Below are 24,669 nucleotides of genomic sequence, written 5' to 3' on the forward strand. Positions count from 1 at the left end.
TGGTATCATCCGGAATCTAAACTTTGAAAGAAATATTTACATGAACAAATACATCACTTTGATGCTTTTTGTAGCGATCCTATCTTCAAAGATTTCTGCGCAACAATCGGCAATTTACACAAACGAACTAGTACTGTATAATCAGGCACTAGAGCTTTATAATAATAAACAGTTTCTGGCCGCTCAGAATTTGTTTGATAAAGTTAGGGATGCCGTAGATGATGAGAATATTGATGCAGAATGTACCTATTATATTGCCAATTGTGCGGTATGGCTTAATCAAAAAGGAGCGGATGCATTGATGGAAGAATTCGTAGTACAATATCCTACCAGTATTAAACGTAACGCTGCATATCTGGATGTAGCGAATTACTATTTTGATAACGGTAAATATGCATACGCTCGTAAATGGTATGACAAAGTTGATGAAGGTAATATGAGCCGTTCTGAAAAAGAAAAATTTAACTTCAATAATGGGTATGCATATTTTAAAATCCAGCGATTTAATGAAGCAAAAAAGTTCTTAACCAAAGTAGAAGAGACCGATAAATACGGTGCTCAGGCAAAATATTATCTTGGTTTTATAGCTTATGAAGGAGATAATTATCAGGAAGCAGATAAACTTTTTGATGAGGTAAAGGATTTGGATAAATACAATAAGAATTTATCGTATTTCCAGAGTGATATGAATTTTAAATCCGGAAAGTTTCAGGAGGCTATTAATGATGGATTAGGGCAGCTTCCTAAATCAAAACCTTCAGAAAAATCTGAATTGAATAAAATCATTGGAGAGAGTTATTTTAACCTGGGACTATATGATAAAGCAATTCCTCATTTGAAGGCTTATAAAGGCCGAAAGGGCAAATGGAATAATACAGATTATTATCAATTAGGATATGCCTATTATAAAGGAGGTGATTATACCAATGCCATTTCAGAATTTAATAAAATAGTGGATGGGCGCAATGCAACCGCCCAGAATGCCTATTACCACCTAGCAGAATCTTACCTAAAAACAGATCAAAAGCAACAAGCTTTAAATGCGTTTAAGAATGCTTCAGAAATGAATTTTGAAGCTAAGATTAAAGAAGATGCATTGTATAATTATGCTAAGTTGAGTTATGAGATTGGTAATTCGTATGAGAGTACGCCAAAAGTATTATTGTCTTATGCAGAAGCATATCCCAATTCCGAATTCAAAGAAGAGATACAGGAATTATTGATCAGTTCATATATCACATCCAAGAATTATAAAGAGGCAATGGACTTGTTAGAAGGTAGTCGAAATTTTGATGATAAAGTGGTATATCAAAAAGTTGCTTATTTCAGAGGAGTAGAATTATATAACGAAGCGAATTATACGGATGCCAAAGTATACTTTGATAAATCGTTGATACAACAAACAGATCCAAAATTTACGGCTAAAGCTATTTATTGGAAATCAGAATGCGATTATTTACAGAGTAATTTTGAAGAAGCTCTGATTGGATTCAAACAGTTTAAAGGAAGTGAAGGTGCATCAGCTACTACAGAGTATTCAGAAATAGATTATAATATAGGCTATACCTACTTCAAACTAAAACAATATACACAAGCTGTGGACTTCTTTGATACCTATTCTAAAAAAAGAGGTGTTGATGAGATACGACTAACGGACACATATCTTAGACTTGGAGACAGTCATTTTATTTCCAGTAAGTATTGGCCGGCGATGGAAGCTTATAACAAAGCAATTAAAAATGGGGGAGCAGATTCTGACTATGCACATTATCAGAAAGCAATTAGTTATGGTTTTGTAAAAAAGAATGATAAGAAGATCAGTGATTTGGAGATGTTTTTAAAACAATATACACGATCCACGTATCGTGATGATGCCATGTTTGCTTTAGGAAATACTTATATAGCAGAAAATCAAACCCAAAAAGGGATTGCGGCCTATGATCGATTGGTTAAAGAAGTGCCAAGGAGTTCGTATGTGCCCAAAGCATTGTTAAAACAAGGGTTGATTTATTATAATGGAGATCAAGGAAATAAAGCTTTAATAAAGTTTAAAAAGGTAGTAGCAGATTATCCTGGAACCGATGAAGCGATACAAGCAGTGAATACAGCTAGATTGATCTATGTAGATTTAGGCAGAACAGATGAGTATTCTAGTTGGGTAAAAGGATTGAGCTTTGTGGATGTAACCGATGCAGATCTGGATAATACATCTTATGAAGCAGCAGAAAAACAATTTTTAGAGAATAATAATAGCGCAGCTATTACAGGTTTCCAGAAATATCTGGATGAGTTTCCTAATGGTCTTCACGCATTAAAGAGTCATTTTTATCTCGCGCAATTGTTTTTCAAACAAGGAGATAAGCAAGCTACGATTCCGCATTATGAATATGTGTTACAAAAAGATAGAACAGAATTCACGGAACAAGCATTGGCAAGACTATCTCAGATCTATCTAGAGAATCGTAATTATGACAAAGCGATTCCTGTGTTAGAACGACTAGAAACGGTTGCTGATTTTCCGCAGAATATCATATTTGCTCAGTCTAATTTGATGAAATCACATTATCAATTAGTACACTATCAGGAGACCATAACATATGCTGAAAAAGTATTGCAGAATCCAAAAATACAGAATGATGTAAAAAGCGATGCGCAGATTTTTATTGCACGTGCAGCATTACAAACTGCAGATGATGCCAGAGCCAAAAGGGCCTACACAGAGGTTAGAAAAATTGCTACTGGAGAACTCGCGGCAGAAGCTTTGTACTATGATGCTTATTTTAAAAACAAAGAAGGCAGTTATAAAGCATCTAATGAAACGGTGCAAAAGTTAGCCAAAGATTATTCGGGTTATAAATTATATGGAGCCAAAGGCTTAGTTCTAATGGCTAAAAATTTCTATGGATTAGAAGATGCCTATCAAGCCACCTATATTTTAGAAAGTGTTATCAAAAACTTCACGGATTATCCGGATGTGATTGATGAGGCTAGATCCGAATTGAAAAAAATCAAAGCCGAAGAAGCAAAAACTAATTCATCCATCCAAACCGAACAATAATAATCAGTTATAAACTCGAGATATTTATGTCCAGATATATCAAGAAATTAATTTCTTTTACCTGTGTTTTTGCGTGTGGTATTACTACAATTACTTCTCAGGAAAAAGAAAAAGAAGAAGAGAAAACCATAGAAACAGAGCGTGTGGTTATTGTAAAAACGTATACACCAACAATTAGTGATGCGTTTAAAGTAAAGTCCACGCCGATACTTAATGATTCTGTTACCCAAAAGAAAAAACAGCTACGATATAGTATTTTTTCAGTTCCTGTGGCTTCTACATTTACACCTGCAAAAGGTAGAGCAGCTAATATAGATCGACCCAAAAAAATACCGTTGTATGATAATTATGCAACCTTAGGATTCGGTAATTTCACCTCGGTATTAGCAGAATTTTATAGTAATTTTCAGATCAACCGAACGGATAATATGGGGTTGTATTTACATCATAATTCATCACAAGGGGGGATTGAAGACGTACAACTGGATGATAAGTTTTATGATACTTTTTTAGATCTTAATTACACATCACGTACTAAGGATTTTACATACGGAATAGAAGTAGGAGCAGAGCACCAATTGTATAATTGGTATGGCTTGACCGAAATTCCTTTATTGACACAAGCAGAAATTGATGCAATTGACCCCCAACAGAATTATTTTGGGGCCAAGTTGGGAGGCAAATTGCAGTTTGATGATTTATATTTTAAACGAGCTTCTCTAAATTATCGTTATTTTGGAGATGCATTGAGTACGGCAGAACATCACGCGGTATTTACACCAACATTCGAGTTTGAAATTGCAGACGAATTGATTACTACTGATTTTATTATTGATTATTTAGGAGGAAGCTTTGACCGACCACTGGACCTGGTATTACAAACACCTAATGATTTCAGCATTCTTAATTTGGGAATACAACCTAGTTTGGTTGTATTGAGAGATAACTTAACTCTAAACCTGGGAGCAGCTGTATTTTATAGTATTGATAGTCAGAATAATGATAACGACTTTTTTATCTATCCAAAAGTTACTGCTTCGTATCGATTGCTGGATGAAGCTGTAATTGCGTACGGTGGTTTAGAAGGAGGATTAAAGCAAAATACCTATAGAGATGCAGTACAGGCTAATCCATACGTCTCACCAACCTTGTTCTTAACGACCACGCACAATCAATTTGATGCCTATGTAGGATTAAAAGGAAAAATCTCTGATGTAGTAAGCTATAATTTTAGAGGAGGCTATGCCTCTGAAGATGATAAAGCTTTATTCGTTAATAATAGACCACAAACCATACAATTAGAAGGCTATGACTTCGGAAATTCTTTTGCCTATCGCTATGATGATATCTTAACACTGAGTGGATATGGAGAACTAAATTTTAATATCAATAAAAAGTTTAAGCTCGGTGTTTCTGCAGAATATTTTAGTTATAATACTGATGATGAGCAGGAAGCTTGGAATTTACCGGAGCTAAAAGCATCTGCCTTATTAGATTATCAGATCACAGATCAATGGTTTGCCGGTGCTCAATTGTTTTATGTAGGAGAACGAAATGATATCGATACAACTATTGCTTTTGCACCACCAACTCCGGAAGCAACGATAACCTTGGATAGTTATTTTGATGCCAATGTAAACCTGGGATATCGATTTAATGATAAGTTATCTGTTTTTCTAAAAGGAAATAACCTTGCCGGGCAAAACTACGAACGCTGGGCAAACTTCCCGGTACAGGGAATACAAGTATTAGGTGGTGTGACGTATAAGTTTAATTATTAACAAGTTTTATAAGGAGATTTAGTTAAAAATATTTCTGGTTAAGGATAATACATTAAAAAACCCTATTTTATCCTTGTAATTGGAAATGCATTGAACATGAAGAGCGTTATTTTTTGGATGTTAGGTCTACTAACAGTATCCACTTTTGCCCAGGAAAACTTTAAGGTATATTATGAAGAAACGGATAACGGATATACCATCTATGCAGATAATGGTGAGTTTTGCCCGGTTTCTGTAGAGATTGATTTCAAAATTGAGAATCTTACCTCTAGTATTGGTGATATCAAAATTATAGAAGTTCCGGAACAGACGACCAAATTCTATATTGCAGACCTAACCGTAGTCGATAGAAAAAAAGCCATCAGATTAGGATTTAGTGTGCGCTATAATCACGGCAATCATTTACAGAAATCCTATGATACCGATTATGCATATCATTTACCTTTTAAAAAAGGAACAGAGCATATGGTGACCCAAGGATATAATGGTAAGATTTCACATGCCAATGAGTATGCGCTGGATTTTAGAATGCCGGTTGGCACACCTATATACGCATCCAGAGATGGCAAAGTAGTGCTGGTAGAACAAAGTTTTAATAAAACTTGTACAGATGCTGATTGCGCTAAGTTCAATAATTATATTCTGGTATACCATTCTGATGGAACCTTTGCAGAATATACACATATCAAAAAAGATAGTGCTAAAGTACAGCCAGGTGATGTTATAAAAAAAGGTCAACATATTGGATATAGCGGTAATGTTGGATGGTCTACAGGTCCACATCTGCATTTCATCGTATTTCTACAGCGATTTAATGATCGAGAGACATTACCGACAAAGTTCCTGGTGGGTAATGGTAAACAGCTCACCCGGCTAGAAGAAAAGAAAAGGTACAATAAATCCTATTAATATTTTACGTGTAAATAGTGTGTCTTAATATTTTTGGTTGGTTTTGTTCCAAATAAAAACTGTTTCTTCTTTAGGAGAAAATTATTAAATTTATAGGAACACAAAACTTCTTAATCATGAAATATTTAAAGTATTTACTGTTTTTAATAATAGTACTCGCACTGATATTCTTTGGAAAAGGAATGTTAACACCATCGGTGTCTTATGAAAGCGAAATAGTAGTCAATAAACCTGCCAATGAAGCTTGGGCAGTGATGTCTGATGAATCCAATTTACCAAAATGGATTGAAGGATATAAAAGAACCGAATTAGTAAGTGGTACTGCAAATACGGTCGGAGCCATTTCTAATGTATATGTAGAAGATAACGGTCAGGAAATGATGATGGAAGAGACCATCACAGCGCTGAAGCCCAATGAACATATGGCAATGACCTTTACCATGGATTTTATGGATATGGACTATGAAATACTTTTTAAAGAAAACGACGGAAAAACTAACATCTCTTCTAAATCAACCACAATGGGAAATGGTATTTTTTCTAAATCCTTGATTTCTTTTATGAAAGGATTTATGAAGGAACAAGAGGATAAGAACTTAAGTAATCTGAAAAGAGTAATTGAAGAAAACACCAAGAACTATTTTCCTGAGCCGGAAATAGAAACTCAAACTGTAATTGATACCACAGCAGTTTCTTTAGAGGAATAACAATAAGAATCATAAACCGGACTTCGAGAGCCTCAGTCCTCTGATTTCACGAATGCTGAGCGCAGTTGAAGTACAGCCCTCGTGTATTCCGAACCCTGAGTAAAGTTGAAGGGTTTGGTGTTCTCAATGGTTTATAACTAGCATGAATAGATTCTTCTTTTATAATAAGCGCTGAGTTCGGCGTAATTTGCTATCTTAGAATTTTACAGAATTTTGTATTCTATATACTGAGATATAACCTGACCAGAAAGTCTAACAATTAATGAAAATATTAAAAGAGGGAACATATTATGGAAAACAAAATTCAGAAGTTTCCTTTAATGGTATTCTACTATCTCAATATAAGTATACTGTAGAAAAAACAGCCTGGCACTATCACGAGAATCCTTATTTTATGTTTGTGCTACAAGGTAATATGATGGATTGTAATACCAAAACAAAAACCTTATGTCCATCCGGAAGCATAATGTTTAATAATTGGCAAGAACCTCATTACGGATCTAAACACTCTGAAAAAGCAAGTGGATTTCATTTAGAGTTTCAGAAGGACTGGTTCCAAAATAATGGAATAACTATCAATCTCTTAGAAGGAAGTCAACGAATCGAAAACCCAAGAATACATTTCCTTTTTGCAAAACTATACCGTGAATTTGTACTTTCAGATCAATATAGCGAAGTCTCGGTAGAGTTATTATTGTTACAAATCAGTGAAGCGTTAGGAGAAATAAAAGAAAGCGACTCCAAAAACATTCCTGATTGGATTATTAGATTACAAGAATTGTTACATTACGATACTTCGGAGCTTAGTCTTCAATATCTTTCTGATCAATTAAATGTACATCCGGTACATATTTCCAGAGCAGCACCAAAATACCTTTCCGCTAGTCTTGGCGAATATATCAGGCAACATAAAATCAAAAAAGCAATTCCTCTGATCTTGGATTCGTCAAACTCCTTAACCGAGATTGCCTATCAAACAGGCTTTTCTGACCAGAGTCACTTTAATCGTGTGTTCAAATCCTATTTTGAAATGAATCCCAGTTTTTATAGAAAAAACCTGAATAAAAATTTGTAATACCAATTTATTTGTAAAATGTCGTATAGAAAACGAAGCTGCTTTTTTGTGCTATGCCGCCGTGATGAATTTGCATAGCCTTAGCTAGGGAAATTTAGAATAAGAAAATAGCGCGAAGAATGAACAAGCATGAATACGTTATTTTATAATAAAATTGGTATCATGTTAATCTGATACAATTTTTTGAAGGAGTAAGGAAGTACTTTTGAATCTCATAAAAAGTAAAAAACTATGTTTAAAAATGTAATGACGGTAGTGCTTCTTTTTGCAGCCATACTAACAGGTTGCTCGCAAAAAGGAGTGAGCACCTATGAAGGAAACTGGGAAGGCAAATTAGCACATACAAATACCTTAAACTTTGATCTCGTTTTAGAAGAGTTGCCTTCTAATTTGTGTCAGCTCACAATTACGAATCCTGAGTCAACGATAAGCGAAATGCTAACTGTGACCAATACTAATCGTCTGGAGGGAAGTATTGATAATGATATTCATATAGATCTTTCTTTTACAGAGGATAAAACGGCAGTCACTGGATTTATAAAATCCGGTATTTTAATGTATCAGGTTATTTTACGAAAGACTGATGAGGTATATAAAGGTATTTGGAATCCTTTTATGGTAGATAACTTGCAATCACAAGCTATGTATTTAGGTGTAGAAAATAATGGAGATGGTAGTCTTGATATGTATCCGTTTTTTGGGGATCAACGATTCACAGGAACTTGGGTGAATGGTAGTGAAAAAGAAGGGAATGTTATCGTATTTAAAGATTATAAAACAGGTCTTAGATTTAGAGCTAAGCTCACGGAAGATACTATTGAACTAGAAACTTTATTAGGCAAGCAAACAGTAACGGTCACTAATTTTAAACGTTCTGATATTGATTTGTCATCCTTAAAACCTAGTGGTCCTAAAAATCAGAATGCAAATAGACCAGTGCAGCTGAATGATGGTTGGGCTACTGCAAGTATTGAAGATGTTGGGGCATCAAGCGTTTCGCTATCCAAGTTGATTGATGAAGTAAATAAAAAAGTACTGCCAAATACTCATAGTGTGCTTATTGCCAAAGAAGGGAAACTGATCTTCGAAGCTTATTTTGATGGACACAATCCAGATATTTCTCACGATCAGCGATCCGCATCCAAAAGTATTTCTTCTGCTATGATAGGTATTGCGATTGATGATAAGATCTTAGCAGGTGTAGACCAAAAACTATATGATTGTATACCTCAGGAATTTCACTATACCAAAGATTCTTTAAAAGCAAAGATCAATTTTGAAGATTTATTGACCATGAGTTCTGGATTAGATGTGGATGGTGATGCATCAGAGAATAACTATCAGAGTTCTGATCATTGGTTAAAAACTACGTTGGAAGCAAAAATGATACACGATCCGGGAACATATGCTAATTATGGATCTGCTAATCCATTTTTATTGGGTGTAAGTTTAGATCAAAAGTTACAATCTCCATTAGAATTGTATATGGAAGAAAAATTATTTGCTCCGTTGGGTATTACCAATTATATCATCCAGACAGAGAATACAGCAACTACACCTTATTTTGGAGGCGGTATGTATTTAACTCCAAGAGATATGCTGAAGTTTGGACAATTATATTTGGATAAAGGTCAGTGGAAAGGAAAACAAATCATTTCTGAAAACTGGGTAGAAGCATCCTTTAAAAAATACAGACGACTGCAAGATGCAAAAGATAAAAATGAATATGGTTATTTGTGGTGGCATAAAACCTATACGGTAGGAAGTAAAAAGATTGCATCGATCGAAGCAAGAGGTGCAGGTGGTCAATATATTTGTGTGATTCCAGAATTGGAGTCCGTGGTAGTAATCACTTCCGGTAATTACAGAAACCGAAAACTATTACAACAACCCGAAAACATTCTGGAGCGATACGTTCTTCCAGCAATCATCAAATAAATCGGACTTCGACTCCGCGATTGCTGAGCTTGTCGAAGTACAGTTCTCGGACATCCCGAACCCTGAGGTGTCACACCGAGCCTGTCGAAGTGCTCAAAGGGTGAGTCACACACCAAAACCAACAAGACACATCTTGCTGGTTTTTTTATTTGGGGAAATTTACGTTTTTTTAAGGCTCGTTTGTAGTTGGAATTTGTTTAAGCTAGGGTTTGGTGGTGGAGTAACAAACGTAAAATTAAAGTATAGAAATAATATAATACGTTCATAATGCGAGCATGTCGGCTTTCATTTGCTCAACGTTGTCTAACATCATCTTAAAAGTTAATATGTTTTTGATAAAAGATATTGATCAAAAATAAAATCTAAATGACAAATACTATATTTGTTTATTATGAAATATGCAATAGACTTATATAGTGGTATAGGAGGGTGGACAATGGGAATGAAATTGTCAAAAATAAATAATGTAGCTTCGTATGAATGGTGGAATGAGGCTAATCAAACTCATAATTTAAATTTCAATACAAATCATAAGGAAATCAATATAAGACAAATTAATCCTAATGATTTAGACTTTGAAAATAAAATTGATTTTGTTGTAGGAAGTCCTCCTTGTACACAATTTTCATTTGCAAATAAAGGAGGTAATGGAGATTTAAAAGATGGCCTAGTTGATATTTATAAGTTTCTTGAAATAGTAGAGCATTTAAAACCAAAATATTGGGCAATGGAAAATGTTCCTAGAGTTGCAAGTATTTTAGAAAAGGAAATTAATGGAGGTGCATTAAAAAAATTTAAGAAACTAGTTAAGGTTATAAAAATTGTTGACTCAGCAGATTACGGCGTTCCTCAAAATAGAAAACGAATGATCGCTGGTGATTTTCCTTTAGATTTATTTGAATCATATAAAGAACAAATTAATGAAGTCACATTTGGACAAATTTTAAACTCTTTAAAGCAAGAAGTAATTATTGATCCAAATTATGGTTATTCTATTTCTCGTAATGATATAACAGAACTTGAAAACGAGGTGAATTTGACTTCACAAGAAGAACGTATAAATAGAGATGCTAAAACATTTCATCCAATTTATAATAAAATGTCATTCCCTGATAGATTGGATAGGCCAAGTAGAACTGTTACAGCTACTTGTACTAGAGTTTCCCGTGAAAGTATAATTGTTGAGTCTAACAATGGTTTTAGAAGACTAAATGTTAGAGAGAGAGGTGTAATTCAAGGGTTTCCAATAACTTATCAGTTTTACGGAAGAACTTTAAATGCTAAGTTCAAAATGATAGGTAATGCGGTACCCCCTATTTTAACTTATTATATATTCCAAAGTATGTTAGAAACCCCGCTTGATGAATTAAAGCACCCTAAAGAATCTGACTACTATCATAACCATCCCCCGTTCAAGGCATATGACTCAAATTTGGGATTGCCAAAAAGGAAGTTTCCAGCAAATAGAAAATTTAAATTTGCAGTTCCATCATTGAGATATGGAAGTGGTGTTAGATTTGAACTTTCAAATGATCCAAAAATGGATAATATACCTTGGTCATTTAAATTCTTTTATGGTAATTCAAAAAGTATAAAAGAAATACCTTTAAATTCAGATATTAAAAACACCTTAGCTCCAATTGTAAATACAACAAAAAATGAAATATTTAATGATTGTATAAATGATATTGAGAAATCATTCAATTCTATAGATTCATCAAACCTCCAAGAATTATGGACTTCTTCAGAATTAAATAATAGTGTTTTTGATTTTTTAGATGAGATTGGTAACTGTGTAGAAAAAATCTTAAACGAAGCTGATTTTAGTGATGTCGATTCTAGTCTAGTTAGTGCAATAGTTCGAGAAGACAATAAGAAACTTAAAGAACATCATCAAAGTGTTTTGACTGGCTTCTATTTTCTTTCAAGTATAAATAATAAACTTTTTAATTAATGAAAATAGGTGCAATGTATTCTCATCTCAACGGCTTTGAATGGATTCAATACCATCAGAAAGCCATGTGGGATGAACTAGAACAGATAATTAATACAATAAAAGCCGAAGACTATAGAACTAAAGTTAGCAAAGAAAAGACAATGAAAGGTAAAAAACTTTTCAGCCCAACTGATTTGAACAAGAAAATGAAGGATGATTTTGAAACTTTAGGTTGGTATGAAAGTAGAACAAACTACTGGGTAACTGATGACTACAATTTAATCAGTCGTACAATGCATCTTAAAGCTGAAGATCAAAAAAATATAATGGAACAAGAAGGAAAAACTCCTATTAGATCATATAATCAAACAGATTTTGTAAAAAATAGAATAGCAGTAGAAGTGCAGTTCGGTAAATACAGTTTTATTGCGTACGACTTGTTCGTTAAACATCTAGCTTTTTATGTGGGAGATACTATTGATGTAGGGATAGAAATTTTGCCAATGAAATCAATGCAAACCGAAATGTCTTCAGGACCTGGTTATTATGAAGGAGCTTTGTATGATCTAGCAAGACAAGGAAGAGGAGTACCGGCAGTTCCTCTTGTTCTTGTTGGGATCGAACCATAATAGGAACCAATTCTAACAATGTAGACATTGTAAATTCTCCCCCTTCAGGAAGCAAACGCAACATACATGAAACGTCCCAAAAAACCACCCCACAATCCATCCAAAAAGTTAAGAAAAAGATAAAAACCTGATATCATCATTTTTATCTTTAATTTTGGGTAAACACATTTCAAACTCAACACCTCATGAAAAAAGTACTTTTTATTAGTCTTAGTACACTCCTATTCATTTCTTGTCAAAAACCTAAAGAAACAGCAGACTTACTGGTTTTTAATGCCAATGTATATACCGTAGATGATACACAACCCAAAGCAGAAGCTTTTGCTGTCAAAGATGATAAATTTATTTCGGTGGGTAGTTTAGGAGAGCTAAGCAAAACTTATACATTTACAGATTCTGTGGATGCAGAAGGCAAAACTATTGTACCCGGTTTGATTGATGCGCATTGTCATTTTTATGGATTAGGATTACAACAACAAAAAGTAGATCTAACCGGTACTACCAGTTATGATGAAGTATTGGCGCGTATCGTTGATTTTCAGAACAAGAAAAAAGTATCTTTTATCACCGGTCGTGGTTGGGATCAGAATGATTGGGAGATCAAAGAATTTCCAACCAAAGAAAAACTGGATAGTTTGTTTCCAGAAACTCCTGTGGCAGTAACTAGAGTAGATGGTCACGCGATGCTGGTGAATCAGGTAGCACTAGATCTTGCTAAAATAGCGGTAGACACGAAGGTGTCCGGTGGCGAAATCATTCAAAAAGATGGAAAACTAACAGGAGTGCTGATCGATAATCCAATGGAGTTGGTAGAAGCCATCTTTCCGCAACCTACGGTTGCAGAGCAAGTGGCAGCACTAAAAGATGCAGAAAAGATTAATTTTAGTTATGGATTAACAACTGTAGATGATGCCGGATTAAGTCCGGATGTAATCACGGTTATTGATAGCTTACAAAAAGCAGATCAGTTAAAAATCAGGATGTATGCGATGGTGAGCAATGTACCTGCGTATGTAGATCAGTATCTAAAGCAAGGAGTTCATAAAACCGACAAACTTAATGTATCTTCTTTTAAAGTATATGCAGATGGTGCGCTGGGATCTAGGGGAGCGGTATTAAAAAAACCATATTCTGATAAGGAGAATCATCACGGAGCAATGGTAATTGGCGTTAAAGAGTTTAAAGCCTTAGCAAAACGACTGGCAGGTTCTCCTTTTCAGATGAATACCCACGCGATTGGTGATTCTGCCAATGCAGTGGTGATGAATACCTATTATGAGGTGTTAAAAGATAAATCCGACAGAAGATGGCGGGTGGAGCACGCACAAGTAGTGGCTCCGGAAGAGTTTGAAATGCTCAATGACAATTTGGTGATGAGTGTACAACCAACACATGCCACCAGTGATATGTACTGGGCAGATGAGCGATTGGGTGAAGAACGTATCAAAGGTGCCTATGCGTATAAACAATTATTGAATAAAACGGGTAAATTAGCCTTGGGAACCGATTATCCTGTAGAAAATGTAAGTCCGTTTTATACTTTCTATGCTGCGGTGGCTCGTAAAGATCTAAAACAATATCCAGAAGGAGGTTTCCAAAAAGAAGATGCATTAACCAGAGAAGAAACGCTTAAAGGAATGACGATCTGGGCAGCCTACAGTAACTTCGAGGAAACAGAAAAGGGAAGTATTACCAAAGGTAAATTTGCAGACTTTGTGATTCTGGAAGAAAATATAATGGAAATCGAGGAAGATAAGATTCCGAATATCAAAGTACATGCAACTTATGTTGGTGGGGAGAAGGTATTTAAGTTATAAGTGTTCAGTTTTAAGTGTTAAGTAAAAGTTTTAAGTACAAAGTGGTAATGAGTAATCATTAGAAAAGAATTAAGAAGAGAACAGAGATCAATATACAATATTCTGAACAATTTGTCTAAAACTAAACCCCACACTTCAAAACTTAAAACTTATCATTTAAAACTTACAACTTAAAACTACCTTCCTCCATTCGCCTGTAAATCAGCAATGCACAAAGGATCTAACTCTGGTACTCCGTTGCCAAGCATGTCCATCATTCCGTTTCCGAATTCGATAGCAGACTCCATTAAGCAATTTTGTACGTTACAATGTCCTCTGGATACGGTGTTTTCATGTTGAGACTGTAAAGGTGTTCCAATATTGACCAATCCCATTAGATGTGAAAACTCGTGATTGAGTGTAGCGGCTTCAATTGTAGAAAGCATAGGTGCATTAGGATTAGCGCTCAGATTACGCAATGTACTTTCGTAAATAACGATTGAAGTGTTTAGATAAGCGGTGCCCAAAGTGACTCTGGAACCATCATCAGCGTCATTCGTGCCGTCTGCAAAATAGATATATACCGTAATTTCATCTCCTTCGTTGAATGCGGTTCTGGTCGTGGTTTCAATTTGCTTTATTTTTTCAATATTAAATGGAGATAAACCCGAAGAAGAAACTGTACGTTGATTGATTGTGATTCCATCAGGCTTAAACAGACGTTCTTCAAGAAAACTTCTAAACGTATTGATAGCCGCTGTGGTTGGTTCAAATCCCTGAACAGAGACTATTTCTATGGTTACTCCTCTAAAATTTGTATCACTTAGCAAATCATTGGCCGAAGTTCCAAGAGGTTGTACATTCGGGGACTCAATCGCGGGAATTAAATTATTATCGTCATCATCAGAACATCCAACCAGTATAAGAGATGTAAATAAAAGGATACTTAAGAATTTTGTAATTTGCATATAAATTGATTTTCCAGAGGTAAGGGTTAGTAAATAAACGAATTTATGAGATATTTAGTTTTTGTTTTAACTTTATTTTTAACAGTTACCGCATGTTTTGCACAAAGATCGTACCACGAAGACGCAATTCGATATTTTGAATTAAACGGAACCGAACAGCAATATGACACGGCTATAGATCAAATGTTTAGCTTGTTACAACAACAGTATAGCAATCAGAATGTTCCTGATAATGTATGGGATGAATTACAAAGTAATAAGACAGATGCAATTACTAATATTAAATCACTGTTAGTATCTGTCTATCGCAGTAATTTTACTCACGAAGATATTAAACAGCTCATCATATTTTATGAATCCGAAACAGGCAGACAACTGGTAAAAGACAGAACACAACTAAGTGACAACCAAAAAAACAAATTATCTGATTTTTTTAATTCTGAAGTAGGACAAAAAGTTCAGAACCAAAGTGACTCTTTGAGATCAATGGTATCCGAAGTTAGTGAACTGTGGAGCAGAGATTTATATAATGAAACGATTCAGAAATTAAAAACTAAAGGGTATAAGCTGCCTTAGTTAGTTTAGCCAGATAATCGTTGTTTTCTCCTTCTAATACTAATTCGCAAAGAAACCCATGAGCATTAGCGGCATTTTGTAATGTGTTATAATCAATATATAACCAATCGAACCAATCGGATTCTTTGTTTTTATATTTCAGTTTATATTGCATTTCACCATAATAACCGGCAGAAGCATCTACCCAAAAACTTCCATCTTCTTCTGCAAACAAATAAGAAATGTCAGAAGAATCTATCAGAATCTGACCATTAGGTTTTAGAAGCTTTTTGATCATTGAAAAAAAATGATCAATGTTGGTGAGTTTTCCTATGATTCCGCTTCCATTCATCAGAAATAAGAGCGTATCATACTGTTCTTCTTCCATATTAAAAACATCCTGAACGGTAGCATTGGTGATTCCTCTTTTTTTACAAATTTTAATAGCTCCTGCAGAGATATCGATAGCGTGTACATTGAGTTTTCGATTTTCCTGAAGGACTAAACTATGACTTCCGGCACCGCAACCCACATCGAGAATATCTCCATAACAGAGATCTAATGCTTTTTGTTCTATTTCCGGCATTTCTGCATACGTTCTAAACAAATAAGGGACCGGTATGATATCATCGTCAAAATCCGGAGCTTGTACTACGATATCTTCGCTATATTTTTTGTTGTAAAAATCTTTAATAGCATGCCCAAAAATATCTTTATCAATCATTATAGTTTTTAATTGAAAATTCGTAATTCATAATTCGTAGTTTTGTGCTATGCAAGAATTCATAGATCAATTACCGAAACTGGCCAAAGATAAGCAGAACGAGAATAAAAAGTATTTTGCAAAGCTGAAAAAGAAGCCGCCTAAGAATTTGGATACGTTTATGCAGGATTTGCATACCAAAGAGTTTCAGAAAACAGATTGTTTGGAGTGTGCCAATTGTTGTAAAACTACAGGGCCACTGTTTACGGATATTGATGTGGACCGAATTTCGAAGCATTTAAAAATGAAGTCTCACCAGTTTGAAGAACAGTATCTAAAAAAGGATGAGGATGGAGATTTTGTTTTGAAGGAAGTACCTTGTGCTTTTTTGGCTGCGGATAATTATTGTTTGATTTATGATGTTCGACCAAGGGCCTGTAAAGAGTTTCCTCATACTGATCGAAAAAAGTTTCATCAAATTTCTGACTTAACAATGAAAAATATAGCCGTTTGTCCAGCTGCTTATAATATAGTAGAGAAGATGAAGGAATTAATGCCATTAGAACATAAAAGTAATCGACGAGCTTAACGATTAGTCTGATTGTTTAATTTTCAAGAAGACTTTTTCGTTACTAAAACCTTGATAAATTCATCATATTCGAACTCTTTAAGTTGGATTTTATACGCCTTCCACAATATGAATCTATCATAATTAGTTGATATTGTGGTATATTCCATTCCATCTTCTCCTATAATAGTCTTCGTATACTCAAATGCGTTGAGTTCTTCCTCTGATTTTAGATGATCATTGTTATATATGGATAGTAATTGTTCTGTTTCATCATTGTGGATTGATAGAGTGATCTGCACAGATGCTTTTGTTATAGTTCCATCTACCGAATTTTTATGAGAGAAAAATCCTAAAGAAATAGATAGACCGTCTTCAAAAACTATTGTTGATCCGCGATTAATTTCTATAATAGATCCGTATTTCATTTTTACATAACTCCTTTGTTTTGACCATATAAAAAACAACTAAAAAGTAGAATATGGATTAGAAGCCATTTTTTGAGCATTGCTGGTGATTTTAATTATAAGTTTCATCAAAATAATCATCGTCCAACATATATTCTGCGATTACCCGAAGTAATACTTGTCCCATTTCAAAATTTTGTGCTTCTTCGATTAAGACTGCTTCGCAATCACCATGTGATACAAAGTATAAGGTAGGTTCTCCTAATTGATTCATCTGTCCGGGATGAGCGATCACCCAGTTTTGACCATAACCTATAATTTCTTCGGTATCTTCTACTCCATATCCATTTTCTTTTAGAGAATTTATAAATTCTTCATTTTCTTCTTCGGCTTCTTCTAAATATGAATAGTCCCAACTTTGATCTATGGCAAACCCATTTTTCTGAATCCCATTAAAACCCAGATAACCACCTCCAAGTGATTCCCATGCAATTCCGTTATGCATTGCGGCAAGATCTACCCATGACGCAGGTCCTTTTTCTGCTTTAAAAGGTGCTTTACATTCCAAAACTACTTCTTCATCATCATATTCTGCATGCTGAAAGGTAAGCAACAGCTGCTCATTATTTACTTCGGCTTTGATAAATTGTGTGATGATACTATCAAGAATTCCTTGGTCTTCTTCTGTTTTGGCCATAAAACCAAGATGTTCACGGATTGCCTCTTTGTTTTCTTGTCCGCCAATAAGATGTTGCCACATAGTTGTTATATTTTAATTCAAGTATTTAAAAAATGAAGTGTTATAAAGGAAGTTTTGCCATGATGTCTAGTGCCTCGGTATGATCAGGGTCCAATTGTAATGCTTCTTCTCCTGCGTGTTGTGCTTTTTTATACTTACCTGCGTCAAAATAAAATCTGGCCAGAATACCATAATTTTGTGCTGATGGTTCTATCTCAACACATTTTTTAATTAGTTTAATAGATTTCTTGAAGTTTCCCTGACTTGCCGGATACCCGCTATAACCTCTCATTCCATTGGTATATTCCGGATCTACCAAATAAGAGAGTTGTGTAAAAAATTCACCTCGTTTTGGTAGTATTTTAGCGACTTGAGTAATCATTCCCATATTATTGTAGGGATTAGGATTTGTCGGATCTACCAGCATGGCTTCATAAAACTTTTCTGCAGCTCCGTCAAAGTTTCCCTGACCAAATAAACCGTTTCCTTCTTGTTTTATTTGCTCAGATTGGCCACGATCTGGATTCGTTTTTATAATTGATAAGTCATCCAGTTTATTTGCTACACGCGTTAGCTTGTGTTCTCTTTTTGTACTCAGAAGAAGTATTTCCATTGTTGCAGGCTCTTTTCCTGTGTTAGTATTAAGAAATAAGACACCATCAATTGGGTGAAAAGGACCTTTGTGTGCTTCTTTACCAATAAAAGCAAATGGAATTAAATCATTTTGATCCCAAAACCAGAATGATAATAATCCATCTTTTAAAAACTTATCTTGTCCATCTACCCAAACTATATCTGCAGAAGAGATATTGATTTCACATAGTTCGGCAATGTACGAAGTAAGGTTATATCGAAGCGGTTTTCCTATTGCAAAAAAATCAAAAAAGAATATGGGTTGATCGCCTGAAATACCTTGCCAGTTTTCATTTTTAGCAATTTCAATCTGATGCGGTCCTATATCTGTTCTAAATGATTTAGAGAGTTTTTTTAGTTTTTTCATGTTTTATCTTCTATGCTGTATTGATTTAGATTGAAATTTTATTAATGATAAAACTGCCAAATTCCATTTTTACGACCAATGATACTTTTAAACCCCACGGGAAATTCGTTTTCGACAGATGTACGGAATAAAAAGCTTCCATCTTTTCGTTTTACTTCAAAAAGTTTTCCATTTGCAATTGGAACCAATTGAATATCGATTGAATCAATGTCATCATATATGTCTTGATCTGTAAATGCCATTTTTAGGCCTTTTGTCCATTCTTTGACTATTTTTTCTTTTTGGGTTCCTGGTTTAGATACTAATTCGTAATTAATGATAGGATCTGCTGTCTTTATCATTTTTTCAATATTATTCTGTTGCATTATTTTGTAGAATTCCTTAGAAAAAGCAATAGCCTCTTCTTTACTTTTTTTATTATCTATGTTGTCAGTATCCATCCATGACCATCTGATTCTATTTGAAGATAATGTTATTTGTTTATGAATAGGAGTGTCATCATTTTCAATTATGATTTTTAAAAGTGTTTCTCCACTGTCTTCTCCGGTGATTTCGCCTTTAGAATATTTTACCAAACGAATAGTTGTAATTCCTTTTTTTGATAATGGATATATAGAGAGCGTATTGATACCTGGAATTGCATAATGATCAGCAGCAGCAAAAGAATTTCCATAGCCTTTATCTGTAATTGAAATTTTACTAATTGGGATATCATTAAACCGGACTTCTACATTACTTCCTTTTTCACCATATAATTCTACATACAAAAGTTTTTCTTTTTTGTCTTGATTAATGATCATACGCTTTTGTGTTATGTTATTGGAGAATGCCAAGTTATTACCGAAGTAGCCAACTACTAATAATAATGACAGAAAACTCAAAGTGTTTTTTACGTGGTTACTTTTTTTTATTCTCATTTTTTATAAAATTGGTTTTGGTTTTGATTTATACAAAAAACAACAGATAAGATCAAAAACAGACTACTTTTATTTTCTTATTTCAATAAACTCCTCTCGTTCTATTTTTTCACCCAATAAATTTGTTGGTAACATATCTTCTGGCATCCTAGCATAATGTCCACTTAGTGTAGAGAGTACTTCTCCGGTTTCTTTGTCGATTTCTTCTTCAGAAAAGCCTCCACCCAAATAGGGATCTCTTGCTGAAAAATCGACCAAGTAGTGTTTTTCTTTTTCGTAAATGATTGTTGGTGACCATCTTTTTCCTTTGTTAAAAATATCAGTACGGGTTCCGTTAGGATTCATTAAGAAATTAATGACTTTTAAATGTTCTGATGTTGGTTGATAAAAAGTAGTATTTTCTCCATCATTACTTACGCTACTTTTAGAAACGAATAGAGATGGAAACTCTACCAAAATACCTGAATAGTAACTAGCGTTTTTGGGAAGGTACATTACATTGTATCCAAAATCAACCTGCACCCTTTTGTGACTTGCTTTTACGGTAATAAAATGAAAATCTTCTTTCAAGATTTCTGATACTTCCTGTTCATTTAGTTTATCCAAAGCCAATTCAATGATATGATCTCTGCCCAATTCAATTAGCTTTTTTACTTCTTCATTTGGTTTCATACTTTGAGAATATGTCATTTGTATTAGTACTAGATATAACAGGAAAATGCATTTCATTTTTAATTGCTAGTATTATGGTTTTATAGTCATTTGTAAGTTTACAAGGTAATAAATGACCCGATTTTATCAAGTATTATCTAAATCTAATGTCATGGAATTTGTTGATTACTTTCGGGTCATACTTTTATTTACTTGGACAATAATTTCTTTTTTATGTCTTCAATATCACGAGAAATTATAATGCCTGGAATTTTCACTGGAAATCCAATTTGTCCTAGGAACGTTCCTTTTACACCATCGTGATCATAAGTACGAAAACTAACGCGATATAACCCTCTTGCTAACATGTTTAACGGGTCGTTCGTTTTGTTAATAAACCGAGCCTCTTCTGTTGTGTCATCATCATCATCTAAGTGAGCATTTGGATACATTTCTGTCCAAGTTGCATTTTCAATATTACTTAGACTTATGGCTTCTGGATTTTTAATATTAGAGCGATGTAGCGAGATAAATTGATCTAAGATGTCTTTAGAGTTAGCATTTTTATTATAATCATCAGATGCTACTGCATTTTTCACCTTAATTTTTCCTACTGGCGATTTCATTCTTACTCCAATTTCATTAGCAGCAACAGGAATCCAAACATATACATAATAATTTTTATTCCCTTCTACCACTTCATCTTCATTATTTCCATCAACATATTCCAGATATGAAGTCATATGTAGATAAGGAACATTAATTTCTTTAGGGCCGATTTTTTTTACGATGGTACTTTTGAATTTTTTTAATTTTTGAGCTTGCAAAGATATTGTGCTTCCTAAAGCTACAAACACGGTTAGGATTAAGAGTTTTGTTTTCATATTGTAATAATTTGTGTGGTTTTAAATTTTATTTGGTTAAAAGTGGTAGTACTGAAATAAGCGTGATTAATAGTAAAGCTAGAATGATACCGCTAAAGTGATACCACGGAATTTTAATCTTTTGGTTTTCAAAGTATTCGAAACTTTTGAGAAGTTCTTTGCTTTGGAATTCTTGTTTTTCAAAAACTCCTTTACAATGACTACATATCGAATACACTTTTTTCCATAATGGAAAAAACGGAATCCAAAATATGTGAAAGTATTTTCTATATCCTTGAATCCACATCTGATTTTCGGTTTTACAAAAAGGACAACAACCTCCATCAAGTTTTGCCGGATGGATCGTAGAAGAACTTGTTCCGAATATAATCATGAGAAACCAGTATTAGTTAGCTATTCTTTTAGTTGGAAACTTTACTTTAGTTAGGAATAGGAGAGAGAAATACATCTTATTGGAAGGTTTCTTTCTCTCCCCGTTCTTCAACTAACTAACATTTTATGTAAAGAAAAGGAATGAAGCTACGATCATCCATCCACCTACGATTAGCCCAAAGAATCCAAGTTTTCCTTGTTTTGGAGCTAATTTGGCTCTCAGTTCGTTTGCCTTTTCTTTTGCTGCTTCATTTTTAGATAAGAAAAATTTATTGATAAGCCCGAAACCTAACATAAATCCTAACACCGCAGAAATAATGTTACCTGCTAATAATGTCACCCACCAGATTGGATATGTAGTGAGCCATCCTAGATTTAGAATTGCGGAAATGATTCCCCAAACTCCCCAAAAACAGAATACAAGTCCAATCCATCCTTGATAAGGTTCGATTTTTTCTAAAAGTTCTTTTGCGTTAGGTTTTTTTGAAAGCAATAATGATGGTACTGCTAAAATGCTTAATAAAATTAATGAGATTCCCCAGATCATATCTTTATGGTTTTATAGGGTTAGTAATTAGTTAATGTTATAAGTTTTGATGCGATGTTTATCAAAAACTACAGTACAAAGATGGGTTATATCTAAGCTGAAAGGAACACCCTTTTTGGTGAAAATGAGCACCCTGAAAACAGTGAGAGAAGTTTTTTTCAAAAGCACTATTTTGCAGTTGTATATAAATCAGTACAAAAATGAGTAGCGAAAACACGAATAAAATCAATGAACAAATAAAAGCTGAACTCTTAGAATGCTTTCATCTATTTTCAAACACAGAATTTACTGGTTATGATCCATTACGACCGGTTGCTAAGATTGTTTTTGCAGCACAAGGAGAAATTACAACTCCTCCGGATTTGGATTTTATGGGATATGGTGGAGGTTCTGAAGGAGAGTCCTTTAGCGATTGCGGAGTATTAAGTTTAGAATCGTTCTTTCCATTAAATGAAGAAGGGGATTATTATGCCAGTGAGGATGAAGAATATATAGAAGAGTGTTTTCAAAACGCTTGTTCTGCAGTTTTAGGTAGTCTTCAAGCTGTTGCTGATAGTAAAGAATTTCAGAAAATACCAAAAGAGGGCCCTGTGGTATTTGGTTTAAAATTAATAGATCAGTGTAATAAAATCATTTGTAGAATTCATCCAGATGGCGATGTAGAATTGCCTCCTAAATAAGATTGTTAAATATAATTGTCTTATAGTTAAACTGTTAATAAGTGGCGATGCTATTTTTTTACGATTCTTTTCACGGCAGTTTTACCCTGTCGAGAAGTGATTTTTACAAAATAAATACCATCAGTTGCATTAGATATATCAAACTCATTAGCGATAGTCGCTTTTATTTGTTGACCTAATCCATTATAGACGATTACACTTTTTACAATACCATCTATCAGATTGATCTTAAATTTTCCTGAAGAAGGATTTGGTGAAATAAAAACATTGTTATCAAACTCTTGATCAACGATAGATAAGCTTGATCCATATTCATAAGAACCAAGGTCGAGATTACCTGAGACATCTCTGCTAGTTGAGTTTTGATGCTTCACATATTCTTGAGAAATGTTATAATCCGGCAATAAAACTGCCAGAATAGCATCGCCTTGATTTATTAAGGGTGAATTTTCCTGTAATCTGAAATTCTGAGCGTCAAAATCTTCAAATAAAGGGTCTGATCCTACAAGGTTATTACCAGTATCATTTACAACACCATTAGGAGTGCAATGGCAGTCTTTCCATCCGGTTTTTAACCAATTATGATGCATATTAAATGTTCCATTATTGCTAATCATCGCAAAAGAACTTCCGGTAGCAGTAGTATAAACGATATTATTAAAAACACTGGCAGTTTCGTCATTTGTAGATAATGAAATCAGGGTAGTATTGGATGTCCTTGTAGAAATAATTGTGTTGTTATAAAAATATAAAGTTCCTTTTCGATAATCTGATTGTGTGCCACTATCGCCTCCGTAATGAATCACCTGAGAATTTCCAGCACCATCAGGCTCTATCAATATATTGCCATACACATGTGTTGTATTATAATTGGGATGATTTACCAATACCTGAGAATCCTCTGCATCTACCAAGTCTAATTGCCTATTGCCTCCTTCTATCCAATTATTACGAACCACTAACCCTGCTGATCGGTCTTTGAGATTGTTACCTCGAGCTCCTGAACGCAATGGGCCAAATCGATTAAATTGATATGTGATTCCAATAGCTGCGGTATAGGTGTTGTGCTGAAAGATACTTCCGTCGATACCGTTGTCGTAGATATAGTTTTTTTCAATTAAAATATTCTCAGTATTTCCATTACTAGCGGCAACGAATAGTCCATTACCAGAATCATTTAAGGTGCAGTTTCTAATGATGAGATTGGCTGCTTTTTCTACAAAAATGCTTGCAGCATTATCAGAATAGGTACTGGTTTGGCCGTTATCGTTGGTAAATTGATAGGGCGATCTTCCTGATCTAATCTCTAGATTTTCTATAGTGATGTAATTAGGTAAACCATCGGCTGGCACATTAAATCCTCCTATTTTGATGACTCCTCGTTCTTCGTTCCAATAGTTAACTCCAGAGACAGTCACTGCATCATTTCCGTCTATAATTGGTTGTTGCCCTTGTGGTCCGTTAACGCCAATAATTTCTATTCGTTGATTTTCAGTTCCTTGTCTATTGATAACCCATTTTTCTTTATAGGGTGTTTCCTTCCAATGAATAAACACACGATCTCCCGGTTGTAAGGTTGCCCAAGGAACTTCAGAGATGGTAGAAAGACTTTGTCCTGGACCTACGTGGTAATCCGTTTGGTTATTCGTCTGATAGTAAATGAAATCTTTTGTGATTTTAGTAGAACCACGATTTAACGAAGTAACAATAATTGATGAGTGAAAAGTAATTTCTGCAGAATGTGAGGAAGACTTTGTACTTGTAAATAAAAGAATTCCCAAAACTACCAAAACATACTTATTTGGAGCTAGGATAATTTTTTCTGAAGAAGATGTATACATGTATTTTT

General features: G+C 34.3%; 23 protein-coding genes. 12 read left to right on the forward strand and 11 right to left on the reverse strand.

Annotated elements, in window-relative coordinates; all coding sequences use genetic code 11:
* Positions 1-40: 40 nt before the first annotated feature.
* From ACFSR1_RS18170 to ACFSR1_RS18210, 9 genes are all read left to right on the forward strand, one after another.
* Positions 41-3,058 (forward strand): tetratricopeptide repeat protein, encoded by a 3,018-nt coding sequence (locus tag ACFSR1_RS18170; protein WP_378294437.1) that lies wholly within the window; start codon positions 41-43, stop codon positions 3,056-3,058.
* Positions 3,059-3,084: 26 nt separating this feature from the next.
* On the forward strand, positions 3,085-4,839 hold the full coding sequence (locus ACFSR1_RS18175) for a TonB-dependent receptor (RefSeq protein WP_378294438.1): 1,755 nt from the start codon (positions 3,085-3,087) through the stop codon (positions 4,837-4,839).
* A 96-nt stretch (positions 4,840-4,935) separates the two neighbouring features.
* Entirely contained in the window at positions 4,936-5,748 is an 813-nt protein-coding gene (locus tag ACFSR1_RS18180; RefSeq protein WP_378294439.1) for a M23 family metallopeptidase, read from the forward strand.
* Between the two features lie 116 nt (positions 5,749-5,864).
* Complete coding sequence (locus tag ACFSR1_RS18185) at positions 5,865-6,455, forward strand: SRPBCC family protein (protein ID WP_378294440.1); 591 nt, start codon at positions 5,865-5,867, stop codon at positions 6,453-6,455.
* Between the two features lie 262 nt (positions 6,456-6,717).
* Positions 6,718-7,530, forward strand: coding sequence for a helix-turn-helix domain-containing protein (locus ACFSR1_RS18190; RefSeq protein ID WP_378294441.1), 813 nt, complete (start codon positions 6,718-6,720; stop codon positions 7,528-7,530).
* Between the two features lie 231 nt (positions 7,531-7,761).
* A complete protein-coding gene (locus ACFSR1_RS18195) occupies positions 7,762-9,468 on the forward strand; it encodes a serine hydrolase domain-containing protein (protein ID WP_378294442.1) in 1,707 nt (568 codons plus the stop codon).
* A 391-nt stretch (positions 9,469-9,859) separates the two neighbouring features.
* A complete protein-coding gene (gene dcm / locus ACFSR1_RS18200; protein WP_378294443.1) occupies positions 9,860-11,422 on the forward strand; it encodes a DNA cytosine methyltransferase in 1,563 nt (520 codons plus the stop codon).
* Positions 11,422-12,033 carry a BglII/BstYI family type II restriction endonuclease gene (locus ACFSR1_RS18205; RefSeq protein WP_378294444.1) on the forward strand — a complete coding sequence of 204 codons (612 nt, stop codon included), beginning with the start codon at positions 11,422-11,424 and terminating at the stop codon, positions 12,031-12,033. The genes dcm and ACFSR1_RS18205 overlap by 1 nt, the downstream gene beginning before the upstream one ends.
* A 185-nt stretch (positions 12,034-12,218) precedes the next feature.
* Complete coding sequence (locus ACFSR1_RS18210) at positions 12,219-13,850, forward strand: amidohydrolase (RefSeq protein WP_378294445.1); 1,632 nt, start codon at positions 12,219-12,221, stop codon at positions 13,848-13,850.
* Between the two features lie 176 nt (positions 13,851-14,026).
* On the opposite strand, the gene ACFSR1_RS18215 is transcribed toward ACFSR1_RS18210, so the two are convergent.
* Complete coding sequence (locus ACFSR1_RS18215) at positions 14,027-14,797, reverse strand: hypothetical protein (protein ID WP_378294446.1); 771 nt, start codon at positions 14,795-14,797, stop codon at positions 14,027-14,029.
* Positions 14,798-14,842: 45 nt separating this feature from the next.
* Here ACFSR1_RS18215 and ACFSR1_RS18220 point away from each other — a divergent pair, with 45 nt between their 5' ends.
* Complete coding sequence (locus ACFSR1_RS18220; RefSeq protein WP_378294447.1) at positions 14,843-15,373, forward strand: DUF2059 domain-containing protein; 531 nt, start codon at positions 14,843-14,845, stop codon at positions 15,371-15,373.
* Here ACFSR1_RS18220 and ACFSR1_RS18225 read toward each other — a convergent pair.
* Positions 15,351-16,076 (reverse strand): class I SAM-dependent methyltransferase, encoded by a 726-nt coding sequence (locus ACFSR1_RS18225; RefSeq protein WP_378294448.1) that lies wholly within the window; start codon positions 16,074-16,076, stop codon positions 15,351-15,353. The genes ACFSR1_RS18220 and ACFSR1_RS18225 overlap by 23 nt on opposite strands.
* A gap of 49 nt (positions 16,077-16,125) precedes the next feature.
* Between ACFSR1_RS18225 and ACFSR1_RS18230 the strand changes: the two genes are divergently transcribed.
* Positions 16,126-16,644, forward strand: coding sequence for a YkgJ family cysteine cluster protein (locus ACFSR1_RS18230; RefSeq protein WP_378294449.1), 519 nt, complete (start codon positions 16,126-16,128; stop codon positions 16,642-16,644).
* Positions 16,645-16,667: 23 nt separating this feature from the next.
* Here the strand turns inward: ACFSR1_RS18230 and ACFSR1_RS18235 are convergent, their stop codons facing one another.
* From ACFSR1_RS18235 to ACFSR1_RS18270, 8 genes are all read right to left on the reverse strand, one after another.
* Positions 16,668-17,051, reverse strand: a complete 384-nt coding sequence (locus tag ACFSR1_RS18235) for a hypothetical protein (RefSeq protein WP_378294450.1) — start codon at positions 17,049-17,051, stop codon at positions 16,668-16,670.
* Between the two features lie 91 nt (positions 17,052-17,142).
* Complete coding sequence (locus ACFSR1_RS18240; protein ID WP_378294451.1) at positions 17,143-17,790, reverse strand: hypothetical protein; 648 nt, start codon at positions 17,788-17,790, stop codon at positions 17,143-17,145.
* Between the two features lie 40 nt (positions 17,791-17,830).
* Positions 17,831-18,769 carry a tetratricopeptide repeat protein gene (locus ACFSR1_RS18245; protein WP_378294452.1) on the reverse strand — a complete coding sequence of 313 codons (939 nt, stop codon included), beginning with the start codon at positions 18,767-18,769 and terminating at the stop codon, positions 17,831-17,833.
* 41 nt (positions 18,770-18,810) lie between these two features.
* Positions 18,811-19,686 carry a hypothetical protein gene (locus ACFSR1_RS18250; RefSeq protein WP_378294453.1) on the reverse strand — a complete coding sequence of 292 codons (876 nt, stop codon included), beginning with the start codon at positions 19,684-19,686 and terminating at the stop codon, positions 18,811-18,813.
* Positions 19,687-19,755: 69 nt separating this feature from the next.
* Positions 19,756-20,358, reverse strand: a complete 603-nt coding sequence (locus tag ACFSR1_RS18255; protein ID WP_378294454.1) for a hypothetical protein — start codon at positions 20,356-20,358, stop codon at positions 19,756-19,758.
* Positions 20,359-20,546: 188 nt separating this feature from the next.
* A complete protein-coding gene (locus ACFSR1_RS18260; protein WP_378294455.1) occupies positions 20,547-21,221 on the reverse strand; it encodes a LipL32 family surface lipoprotein in 675 nt (224 codons plus the stop codon).
* Positions 21,222-21,249: 28 nt separating this feature from the next.
* Complete coding sequence (locus ACFSR1_RS18265) at positions 21,250-21,594, reverse strand: zinc-ribbon domain-containing protein (protein WP_378294456.1); 345 nt, start codon at positions 21,592-21,594, stop codon at positions 21,250-21,252.
* Positions 21,595-21,717: 123 nt separating this feature from the next.
* Positions 21,718-22,140 carry a hypothetical protein gene (locus tag ACFSR1_RS18270; protein WP_378294457.1) on the reverse strand — a complete coding sequence of 141 codons (423 nt, stop codon included), beginning with the start codon at positions 22,138-22,140 and terminating at the stop codon, positions 21,718-21,720.
* A 200-nt stretch (positions 22,141-22,340) separates the two neighbouring features.
* On the opposite strand from ACFSR1_RS18270, the gene ACFSR1_RS18275 reads away from it, so the two are divergent.
* Complete coding sequence (locus tag ACFSR1_RS18275; protein ID WP_378294458.1) at positions 22,341-22,820, forward strand: hypothetical protein; 480 nt, start codon at positions 22,341-22,343, stop codon at positions 22,818-22,820.
* A 50-nt stretch (positions 22,821-22,870) separates the two neighbouring features.
* On the opposite strand, the gene ACFSR1_RS18280 is transcribed toward ACFSR1_RS18275, so the two are convergent.
* On the reverse strand, positions 22,871-24,661 hold the full coding sequence (locus ACFSR1_RS18280) for a T9SS type A sorting domain-containing protein (protein WP_378294459.1): 1,791 nt from the start codon (positions 24,659-24,661) through the stop codon (positions 22,871-22,873).
* Positions 24,662-24,669 lie beyond the last annotated feature (8 nt).

Source organism: Aquimarina rubra (genome assembly GCF_042684305.1).
Lineage (GTDB): Bacteria > Bacteroidota > Bacteroidia > Flavobacteriales > Flavobacteriaceae > Aquimarina > Aquimarina rubra.

Coding starts and splice junctions, on each gene's coding strand:
- ACFSR1_RS18170 (WP_378294437.1), top strand. CDS start 41: ATGAACAAATACATCACTTTGATGCTTTTTGTAGCGATCCTATCTTCA.
- ACFSR1_RS18175 (WP_378294438.1), top strand. CDS start 3,085: ATGTCCAGATATATCAAGAAATTAATTTCTTTTACCTGTGTTTTTGCG.
- ACFSR1_RS18180 (WP_378294439.1), top strand. CDS start 4,936: ATGAAGAGCGTTATTTTTTGGATGTTAGGTCTACTAACAGTATCCACT.
- ACFSR1_RS18185 (WP_378294440.1), top strand. CDS start 5,865: ATGAAATATTTAAAGTATTTACTGTTTTTAATAATAGTACTCGCACTG.
- ACFSR1_RS18190 (WP_378294441.1), top strand. CDS start 6,718: ATGAAAATATTAAAAGAGGGAACATATTATGGAAAACAAAATTCAGAA.
- ACFSR1_RS18195 (WP_378294442.1), top strand. CDS start 7,762: ATGTTTAAAAATGTAATGACGGTAGTGCTTCTTTTTGCAGCCATACTA.
- dcm (WP_378294443.1), top strand. CDS start 9,860: ATGAAATATGCAATAGACTTATATAGTGGTATAGGAGGGTGGACAATG.
- ACFSR1_RS18205 (WP_378294444.1), top strand. CDS start 11,422: ATGAAAATAGGTGCAATGTATTCTCATCTCAACGGCTTTGAATGGATT.
- ACFSR1_RS18210 (WP_378294445.1), top strand. CDS start 12,219: ATGAAAAAAGTACTTTTTATTAGTCTTAGTACACTCCTATTCATTTCT.
- ACFSR1_RS18215 (WP_378294446.1), bottom strand. CDS start 14,797: ATGCAAATTACAAAATTCTTAAGTATCCTTTTATTTACATCTCTTATA.
- ACFSR1_RS18220 (WP_378294447.1), top strand. CDS start 14,843: ATGAGATATTTAGTTTTTGTTTTAACTTTATTTTTAACAGTTACCGCA.
- ACFSR1_RS18225 (WP_378294448.1), bottom strand. CDS start 16,076: ATGATTGATAAAGATATTTTTGGGCATGCTATTAAAGATTTTTACAAC.
- ACFSR1_RS18230 (WP_378294449.1), top strand. CDS start 16,126: ATGCAAGAATTCATAGATCAATTACCGAAACTGGCCAAAGATAAGCAG.
- ACFSR1_RS18235 (WP_378294450.1), bottom strand. CDS start 17,051: ATGAAATACGGATCTATTATAGAAATTAATCGCGGATCAACAATAGTT.
- ACFSR1_RS18240 (WP_378294451.1), bottom strand. CDS start 17,790: ATGTGGCAACATCTTATTGGCGGACAAGAAAACAAAGAGGCAATCCGT.
- ACFSR1_RS18245 (WP_378294452.1), bottom strand. CDS start 18,769: ATGAAAAAACTAAAAAAACTCTCTAAATCATTTAGAACAGATATAGGA.
- ACFSR1_RS18250 (WP_378294453.1), bottom strand. CDS start 19,686: ATGAGAATAAAAAAAAGTAACCACGTAAAAAACACTTTGAGTTTTCTG.
- ACFSR1_RS18255 (WP_378294454.1), bottom strand. CDS start 20,358: ATGAAACCAAATGAAGAAGTAAAAAAGCTAATTGAATTGGGCAGAGAT.
- ACFSR1_RS18260 (WP_378294455.1), bottom strand. CDS start 21,221: ATGAAAACAAAACTCTTAATCCTAACCGTGTTTGTAGCTTTAGGAAGC.
- ACFSR1_RS18265 (WP_378294456.1), bottom strand. CDS start 21,594: ATGATTATATTCGGAACAAGTTCTTCTACGATCCATCCGGCAAAACTT.
- ACFSR1_RS18270 (WP_378294457.1), bottom strand. CDS start 22,140: ATGATCTGGGGAATCTCATTAATTTTATTAAGCATTTTAGCAGTACCA.
- ACFSR1_RS18275 (WP_378294458.1), top strand. CDS start 22,341: ATGAGTAGCGAAAACACGAATAAAATCAATGAACAAATAAAAGCTGAA.
- ACFSR1_RS18280 (WP_378294459.1), bottom strand. CDS start 24,661: ATGTATACATCTTCTTCAGAAAAAATTATCCTAGCTCCAAATAAGTAT.